The 7,525-nt window shown below is 71.0% G+C and carries 8 protein-coding genes; 2 read left to right on the top strand and 6 right to left on the bottom strand.

Annotated elements, in window-relative coordinates; genetic code table 11:
• Positions 1-508 (bottom strand): dioxygenase family protein (locus IG08_RS0135450; RefSeq protein ID WP_476713211.1); only part of this gene is annotated, 508 nt, incomplete at its 3' end.
• Between the two features lie 344 nt (positions 509-852).
• Here IG08_RS0135450 and IG08_RS0135445 point away from each other — a divergent pair.
• Positions 853-1,626 (top strand): SDR family NAD(P)-dependent oxidoreductase, encoded by a 774-nt coding sequence (locus IG08_RS0135445; RefSeq protein WP_030612380.1) that lies wholly within the window; start codon positions 853-855, stop codon positions 1,624-1,626.
• A 17-nt stretch (positions 1,627-1,643) separates the two neighbouring features.
• On the opposite strand, the gene IG08_RS0135440 is transcribed toward IG08_RS0135445, so the two are convergent.
• Complete coding sequence (locus IG08_RS0135440; RefSeq protein ID WP_030612377.1) at positions 1,644-2,387, bottom strand: GntR family transcriptional regulator; 744 nt, start codon at positions 2,385-2,387, stop codon at positions 1,644-1,646.
• A gap of 173 nt (positions 2,388-2,560) precedes the next feature.
• Here IG08_RS0135440 and IG08_RS0135435 point away from each other — a divergent pair, with 173 nt between their 5' ends.
• Positions 2,561-3,514: an alpha/beta fold hydrolase gene (locus IG08_RS0135435; RefSeq protein WP_043456023.1), complete on the top strand. Its 954-nt coding sequence runs from the start codon at positions 2,561-2,563 to the stop codon at positions 3,512-3,514.
• Here the strand turns inward: IG08_RS0135435 and IG08_RS0135430 are convergent.
• Genes IG08_RS0135430 through IG08_RS0135415 form a run of 4 tightly spaced genes read right to left on the bottom strand, consistent with a single transcriptional unit; the run spans position 3,511 to position 7,524 of the window.
• Positions 3,511-4,014, bottom strand: a complete 504-nt coding sequence (locus tag IG08_RS0135430; protein ID WP_030612371.1) for a carboxymuconolactone decarboxylase family protein — start codon at positions 4,012-4,014, stop codon at positions 3,511-3,513. The two genes, IG08_RS0135435 and IG08_RS0135430, sit on opposite strands and share 4 nt — an antisense overlap.
• 11 nt (positions 4,015-4,025) lie before the next feature.
• Complete coding sequence (locus tag IG08_RS0135425; protein ID WP_052424998.1) at positions 4,026-5,489, bottom strand: carboxylesterase/lipase family protein; 1,464 nt, start codon at positions 5,487-5,489, stop codon at positions 4,026-4,028.
• Positions 5,486-6,709 carry an amidohydrolase family protein gene (locus IG08_RS0135420; protein WP_030612364.1) on the bottom strand — a complete coding sequence of 408 codons (1,224 nt, stop codon included), beginning with the start codon at positions 6,707-6,709 and terminating at the stop codon, positions 5,486-5,488. The genes IG08_RS0135425 and IG08_RS0135420 overlap by 4 nt, the downstream gene beginning before the upstream one ends.
• Positions 6,706-7,524: a fumarylacetoacetate hydrolase family protein gene (locus tag IG08_RS0135415; RefSeq protein ID WP_030612361.1), complete on the bottom strand. Its 819-nt coding sequence runs from the start codon at positions 7,522-7,524 to the stop codon at positions 6,706-6,708. The genes IG08_RS0135420 and IG08_RS0135415 overlap by 4 nt, the downstream gene beginning before the upstream one ends.
• Between the last annotated feature and the right edge of the window lies 1 nt (position 7,525).

Here is a 7,525-nt window from a genome sequence, read left to right as displayed (position 1 = left end):
CGGTGTTGATGTCCTGGTCGAAGAAGAGCTGGCCGGTGTGGATGATCTCGCCGCCGGTGTACGAGTCGTCGGTCAGCGTCACATCGGTGTGCACCCGCATGTGCACGTGGATGGCGCGGGAGACGTAGTGCCCGGGCCAGATGGAGACGAGGCTCACCTGGCCGTTCTCGTCGGTGAGTTGACCGCCGCGGAGGAAGGTGCCGTTGTCCTCCTCCTCGTGGCCGTTGCCGCCGACGAAGCCCGAGTACTCGCCGAGTGCGTCACAGTGCCAGATCTCGACGAGGGCGTCGGCGAGTGGTGCGCAGTCGTCGGCCTGGTCGACGACCGTGAAGGTGTACTGGACCTCGAAGCCCTCCTTGTCCTCCCGGATGTCCTCACGGACCAGGGCGCCTTCGAGGGAGTACGGACCTTCGGTGACCTCGGCGTTGAGGGTGCAGACGGCGGATGTCGAGGAGGTGGAGCCCGACGCCGAACCGGTGGAATCGGCCGTCTCCGTGGCTCCGCTCACCTGGTCGGCCGACGCCGTCGCCGCGAGTCCTAATCCCGCGGCCGCGGCCACGGCGCTGCCCGCGGCGATGACCTTGCGACGGTTCACGGTACGGGTCGCTTTGTGTTTCGCTTCGCCCTGCTGTTGCGCAGGAAGGTTCTCTGTCATGGGCACGGGAACCTAGGGACGGCGGCTGTGACGCGTATGACCCGGGGCTGTCATTTCCATAAGCACCCACCACCAAACTGTCGACAGAACAGCACCTTTGAGACGTCACACCCCTTGACTGGCCAAGAGTGTCGACACTAAGAAGAGAGGGCGAGCCGCACCGCGGTCGCGAAGACTGCCTCGAGAAGGGGGTCCATGTGACCAGCAGGCTCGCCGGGAAGGTCGCCCTCGTCACCGGCGCGGGCGCCGGGATCGGCCAGGGGTGCGCGCTGCTCTTCGCCGAGCAGGGCGCGACCGTGGTCGGCTGCGACATCGACCCGGCCGCGGCGGAGCGCACCCGCAAGGCCGCCGCCGACCGAGGGCTCACCGTCGAGGTCCTCGCGCCGCTCGACATGACCGATCCCGCCGATGCCCGGCGCTTCGCGGACGAGGCGTACGAGCGGCACGGCCGGGTCGACGTCCTCGTCACCGCCGGCGCCGTCGCCCCGCACATGGCGACGGCGGCCGAGATGGACTTCGCCGCACAGTGGACGCCGACCATGCGCGGGGAGGTCGACGTGGTGTTCCTGCCCGTGCAGGCGGCATGGCCGCACATGGAGGCGTCCGGCGGGGGCTCGATCGTCAACTTCGCCTCGGTGAACGCCTTCCGGGGCAGTGGGACCTTCGGGATGGTCGCGCACTGCGCGGGCAAGTCCGCCGTACTCGGAATGACCCGCCAACTCGCGGTGGAGGGCGGTCCGTCGGGCATCCGCGCCAACACCATCTCGCCCGGCATGGTGCGCACCCCCGCCACCGAGTCCGCCGGGGCGCACGAGGGTGCGGCGCAGCAGGCGCTGCTCGCCCGTATCCCCCTGGGCCGGGTCGGCAGGCCCGAGGACATCGCCTGGTGCGCGGTCTATCTGGCGTCGGACGAGTCGGCGTGGGTGACGGGCGGGAACTTTCCCGTCGACGGCGGGGTGCTGGCCAAGTGAGCTGCGGTCAGCGCGCGCTAGTCAGCGGCCCGGCGTCTGCGCACGGGCTTGCGCCCGCGTGCCGTCGCATCCTGCTCCAGCTGCTCCTCCACCGCCCGCTGCGCGCGGACCGTCGCCCCCGCGATCAGGGCGGAGGCAAGCTCCCCGTCGCGTTCCTCGCAGGCCTGCAGCAGCCGCTCCTGGTCGTCGACGCTGTAGGAGAGACGCCCGGCCCGGGTCAGGCTCAGGTGCCGCAGCATCAGAGTGCGCAGGGCCAGCGAGTCCAGGATCTGCTTCAGCGTGGGGTTGCCGACGATCTCGGTCATCCGCTCCTGGAGCAGCACATGGCTCCAGAAGTACGAGTCCACGTCCCCGTCGTCGGCCAGCTTCCGCATCCGCTCCACGCGCGTGCGCAGTTCGGTCAGCTCCTCGTCGCTCGCCCGCTCGACCAGCAGGCCCGCGAGCATCGCCAGGAGGTTCTTGCGCACCTGGTAGATGTCCCGGATGTCCTGCAGCGAGGGTGCGGCGACCCGGGGCCGGCGGCGCGCCTTCATCTCGACCAGGCCCTCCTGCTCGAGGAGCATCAGCGCCTCGCGGACGGGCGTGCGGCTGGTGTCGAACCGGCGTGACAGGTCGACGCTGTTGAGGTCCTGCCCGGCTTCCAGCCGCCCCTCGATGATCCCGGCGCCCACCCATTCGGCGATCTGCGCGACCAGCGGCTCGCGCCGGTCCCGCAGCCGCAGGAGGCGCTCCAGCACGAGGTGCGTGTCCTGATCGGTCATGCGGCACTTCTCCCTGCCTGATCCGGGCCCACAGCCAATGCAACGGTGTCGACACTATCTCACCCCAGGACGCGCCTTGATCCCGGGATCCGCAAGCATTACTTGCTTCCTGTCGACAGAGAGCCGAATTGCGAACCGATTTGAGAACCGTTTCACCGGAGGAAAGAGGAACCATGAAGCGAAACCGCACGAGCCCGTCGGCCCTCAGCAGACGCGCCGTCGTCGGGGGCGCCGCACTGGCCGCGTTCACGGCGACCGGTGTCGCCTCCGGCACGGCCGAGGCCGCGTCCGCCGAGGAGACGTGGGAGCCCGTGCCGATACCCGAGCAGGTGCCGGTCACCGAGTACCAGGTGCCCGTCTCCGGTGGCGGCAGCCTGTGGTGCTGGGACACCGGCGGCGACGGGGAGGCCGTCATCCTGCTGCATCCCGGCTCCGGCAGCGGCGAGAGCTGGCCCTACCAGCAGCCGGTGTTGGCCGGTGCGGGCATGCGGGTCATCGGCTACTCGCGGCGCGGGGCATACAACTCGGTGGCGGGCACGAAAGCGGAGGCCGACACCGCCTCCGGGGACCTCAACACCCTCGCCGACCATCTGGGGCTGGAGCGCTTCCATCTGTGCGGCTCGGCGGCCGGCGGCCCGGTGTCGCTCGAGTACGCGCTCTCGTACGAGGACCGGCTGCACAGCCTCACGGTCTCGGGCAGCATCATGGGCATCATGGACACGGAGTACCTGGAGCTGACCTCGGCGCTCCAGCCCGACCCCTTCGGCGACATGCCCGTCGACTTCAAGGAGCTCGGCCCCTCCTATCGCGGTGGCGACCGGGACGGGGTGGCGGCCTGGCTGGAGATCAACTCCCGCGCCAGGACCTCCGACGCCTTCGCCCAGTCGCCGGCGCACACGATCACCTGGTCGGCCCTGGAGACGCTGACCCTGCCGGTCCAACTCATCACCGGGGACGCCGACTTGTACAGCCCGCCCTCGGTCATGCGCCTGAACGCCGGGCACCTGCACGACGTGGAGACCCATGTCGTCCGCGAGGCGGGTCACAACCCGCACTGGGAGCAACCGGCCGCCTGGAACCGCCTGTTGCTCCACTTCGTCAGGCGGCACCACGGCGGCAGGTCCTAGGACGGGCTCTGTACGTCCAGGGCGACCAGAAAGCGAGACACCATGTTGTACGCCGCCACGGTCGCCGTCAGTTCGACGAGTTCGGCGTCGGTGAAGTCGGCGCGGAGGGCGTCGAACAGCTCGTCGGGGACGTGGATGTCGCGGGTCATCGCATCGGTGTAGGCGATGACCCGCCCTTGGCGGATGTCGAGGTGGGGCTTCTCTCGCCGCAGCTCGTCCAGTTCGCCGTCGCCGAGCCCGGCGCGCCGCGCGTCGGGCTCGTGCGCCGTCCACTCGTACGGCGCACGATTGAGTACGGCGATCCTGAGGATCACCAACTCGCGGATGTCCGCGGGGAGTTCGAGCCGCCCCCGGAGGGCACCGAGCAGGCTGTTCCAGCCGTCGGCGAGCTGCGGGCTGTGCAGCAGCATGCGGTCGAGGGGGCGCAGGGTACCGCCCCGTCGCTCACGGATGCGCTGGGCGATCTCGCCGGCGCCGTCGGTGTCGGGAAGCCTTGCCATACGAAGTCCTTTCACAGAGGCCTGGGGCAGCGTGCCAGCAGACGCATCGCCTCGAGCCGCTCGACGGCACCGGCCCGCACGGCGTCCCCGAAGATCATCACCTCGGTGCCCGTGAAGGCGGGCCACACCGGCAGGGCTCCCCCGTTCGGGTCGGCCGTGGCGACGAAGCGCGCCCAGGCGTCCGCCATCGTGCGTGCCAGCTCGCGGTCGGCTTCGCTCCAGGGCCAGGCACGTCGGTCCAAGTTGTCGAGGGCGTAAGGGAGTTCGGCGGTGTGGTACACGCCGTACTCCGGCATTCCGTCGCGCGGTGGTGCGAGGGCCAGGCCGTCCGGCAGCGGGGGCGTCCGTTCGAAGCGGTACACCCATGTCGGTGCCGTCCGCCGGTGCTCCGCGGCCCACTGCCACACGGGGTAGGTGAAGCGGCTCTCCCCGGTGAACCGTCGTGCCGTACGCCTGGCTTCTTCCACGTCCCGGACGGGGTACAGCTCGTCCGTGCCGGATTCCAGGGGCAGTCGGTGCAGGACGTCCGGGGCCGCGTACACGGAGCCCTCGTCGAGGTTGCTGCCCACCAGCAGCGGTACGGCGTGCTGCCGGCCGGCGGCGAAGACCTCGTCGCTGGGTTCGGTCAGGACCCGCCCGTCGACGACGGGGCCGAAGTGGCCCCGGAGCACGAGTTCCACCCCGTCGAGCCGCCGCAGTCCCGCGATGTCCCGGTCGCCGAAGGCTTCCGCCCAGCGCAGCCCCTGCTTCTGCGCCTCGCCCTGCTCGACGAGCGGACCCTCGGCGCGTCCGATGCCCGACGCGCTCTGCCCGAGGGCCGCGCGGAACAGCGGCCGGGCCGCCTGCGCCGCCATGAGGTGGCAGATGTGGGCGGCTCCGGCGGAGTTGCCCGCGAGGGTCACCCGGCCCGGGTCGCCGCCGAAGGCCGCTATGTTCTCCTGCACCCAGGTCAGGGCGCCGACGATGTCGAGCAGCCCGTAGTTGCCGGATGCGCCCAGGTCGTCCTCGGCGGCCAGGTCGGGGTGGGCGAGGAAGCCGAGCGCGCCGAGCCGGTGGTTGAGGGTGACCACGACCATCCCGCGCCCGGCCAGGGCACGGCCGTCGTGGATCTCCTGGCCGCCGTGTCCGTAGCGGTTGCCGCCGCCGTGGATCCAGACCATCACCGGCAGCCCGCCGGCGTGCGCCGGATCCGGTGTCCAGACGTTGAGGTAGAGGCAGTCCTCGCTCATCACCAGCGCCCGCCGGTCGGCGAAGTTGGTGTGGTACATGATCGAGTCGCGGGGCGGCTGCGACTGGAGGGGCGCGGGCCCGAAGTCGTACGCGCGCCGCTCCCCGTCCCAGCGTGCGGCGGGCCGGGGCGGCCGCCAGCGCAGGTCGCCGACCGGGGGCGCGGCGAACGGGATGCCCCGGAACACCGCCACGCTCCCGTCCCACTCCCCCACGAGCCGTCCGGCGGCCGTACGGGCCCGGATCACACCCGGGCCTTGTGCAGCGCGCCGTCCTTCATGATCACTGCCAGCCGGCCGGGGTCCTGGAGGATGCCGATCTCCTCCAGCGGATCCCCGTCGACGAGGACGAGGTCGGCGAGGAATCCCGGCCGGATCAGGCCGAGTTCGTCCTCCATGCCCATGACCTGCCCGCCGTACCGGGTGGCGGCGCGCAGTGCCTCGGCCGCGGTGAAGCCGAACCAGTCGACGAAGAGTTCGAGGTCTCGGAGGTTACGGCCGACGGGGTTCCACGCGAAGCCGTAGTCGCCGCCGGGGACCACGCGGATGCCACGCCGGACCAGTTCGGGCACCACCTTGTGTACGGCCTCGGCGGTGGCCTCGACCTCCATGCCGGGCTCGGGTTCGCTGCCGGCCTCGTACAGGTTGGCGTGGATGATGCCGGGGGTCGGGGCGACGAAGACACGGTCCCGGGCGGCTTCGAGGAGGTCCAGGGCCTCCTCGTCGGCGAAGGTGCAGTGGTAGATCGCGCGGATGCCGTGCCGTACGGCCATCTTGATGGACTCGGCGGCGTGGGCGTGCGCGGTGAGCCAGACGCCGTGCTTGTCGGCGGCCTGGACCGCGGCGATGACCTCGTCGTCCGTGAACTGCACGATCCGCGAGGTTCCCTGTACGACCGCACTCTCGCCGGAGAGCGACAACTTGACGATGTCCACGCCGAGTTCGGCCATGCCGGTGACGAAGCGGGACACCGAGTCGGGGTCGGAGGCCCGTCCGTCGATGCCCGGGAAGTCGTAGACGCCGGGCTCGACCATGCCCGCGCTGCCCTCCCAGGACGCGGCCTTGAGGCGCGGACCGGGCATCCAGCCCTCGGCGAACGCCTTGCGGGCGGCGACCTCCGTGCGGGGCAGCCGGTTGCCGCCGGAGTAGGCGCTGGTGATGCCGTGGTCGAGGAGGACGCGGCCGGCGTGCGCGACGAGCAGCGCCTTCTCCTCCTCCGGCTCGTCGCGGCGCCGTGAGAGGTGTTCGACGGTGGAGCCGAAGCCCAGGTGGGTGTGGGCGTCGACGAGTCCGGGGAGCAGGGTGCCGCCGCCTCCGTCGATCACCCGGGCCTCGGAGCGCCGGTCGCGCGGAATCCGGTCGGCGACCTCGGTGATGCGGTTGCCCTCGACGAGGACCTGCGCGGGGAAGGGATCGCGCCCGGTCCCGTCGAAGACCTGGACGTCGGTGAACAGGGTGGGCCGCGTCATGGCGTCCTCCTCCGGAAGCGGTGCCGCATCTCGCCGACTCCCCCGATACGGCTGACCAACTCGTCGTCGGGGGTCAGGAACCGCTGGGGTGTGCGCCGGTTCCCGACGCCCGCCGGGGTGCCGGTGAAGATGAGGTCGCCGGGCAGGAGCGTGCAGAACTCGCTGAGGTAGGAGACGAGCCGGGGGATCGGGAAGATCATGTTCGCGGTGCGGTCGTGCTGCACCACCTCGCCGCCCAGCTCGCAGGTCAGGTCGAGGTCGTCGCGGTCGGGGACTTCGTCGAGGCTGACCAGGGCGGGGCCGATCGGGCCGAAGCCGGGGTGGGACTTGGCGAGGGAGAACTGGGCGGGACGGCCCGCGAGTTGGGCGATCCGCTCGGAGAGGTCCTGGCCGACGGTGAGGGCTGCGACCGCTTCCCAGCCCTTCTCGACGGGCACCCGGCGGGTCTCACGGCCGATCACGGCGACCAGTTCCAACTCCCAGTCGACATTCCCGGGCGGCAGGTCGACCGTGGCGTACGGACCGGTGAGGCAGGTCGGGAACTTGGTGAAGACCAGGGGCGCTTCGGGTTCCTCGTAGCCCGCCTCGGCCGTGTGGGGACGGTAGTTGAGGGCGACGGCGAAGATCTGGCGGGGGGCCTGAACGGGGGCTTCGAGTTCGGCCTCGTCGTAGGGGCGCCCCCCGGTGGCGTCCCGTGACCAGTCGAGCAGTTCGTCCCACCTCTCGAAGAGGTGGCCCTCGAATGCGGAGGGGACGTCGACGGCTCCCTCCGACGTCAACAGCACGGTGCGCCCCGCGAGTTGTGCGATCCGCATC

This window comes from Streptomyces fulvoviolaceus, assembly GCF_000718165.1.
Lineage (GTDB): Bacteria > Actinomycetota > Actinomycetes > Streptomycetales > Streptomycetaceae > Streptomyces > Streptomyces fulvoviolaceus.
The sequence above is the reverse complement of the archived record's forward strand: the minus strand, read 5'-3'. Positions and strand labels throughout refer to the sequence as shown.

What these genes read in the sequence shown, in the direction of transcription:
- IG08_RS0135440 (WP_030612377.1), bottom strand. Translation starts at nt 2,387, where the DNA reads ATGACCGATCAGGACACGCACCTCGTGCTGGAGCGCCTCCTGCGGCTG.
- IG08_RS0135435 (WP_043456023.1), top strand. Translation starts at nt 2,561, where the DNA reads ATGAAGCGAAACCGCACGAGCCCGTCGGCCCTCAGCAGACGCGCCGTC.
- IG08_RS0135430 (WP_030612371.1), bottom strand. Translation starts at nt 4,014, where the DNA reads ATGGCAAGGCTTCCCGACACCGACGGCGCCGGCGAGATCGCCCAGCGC.
- IG08_RS0135420 (WP_030612364.1), bottom strand. Translation starts at nt 6,709, where the DNA reads ATGACGCGGCCCACCCTGTTCACCGACGTCCAGGTCTTCGACGGGACC.
- IG08_RS0135415 (WP_030612361.1), bottom strand. Translation starts at nt 7,524, where the DNA reads ATGCGGATCGCACAACTCGCGGGGCGCACCGTGCTGTTGACGTCGGAG.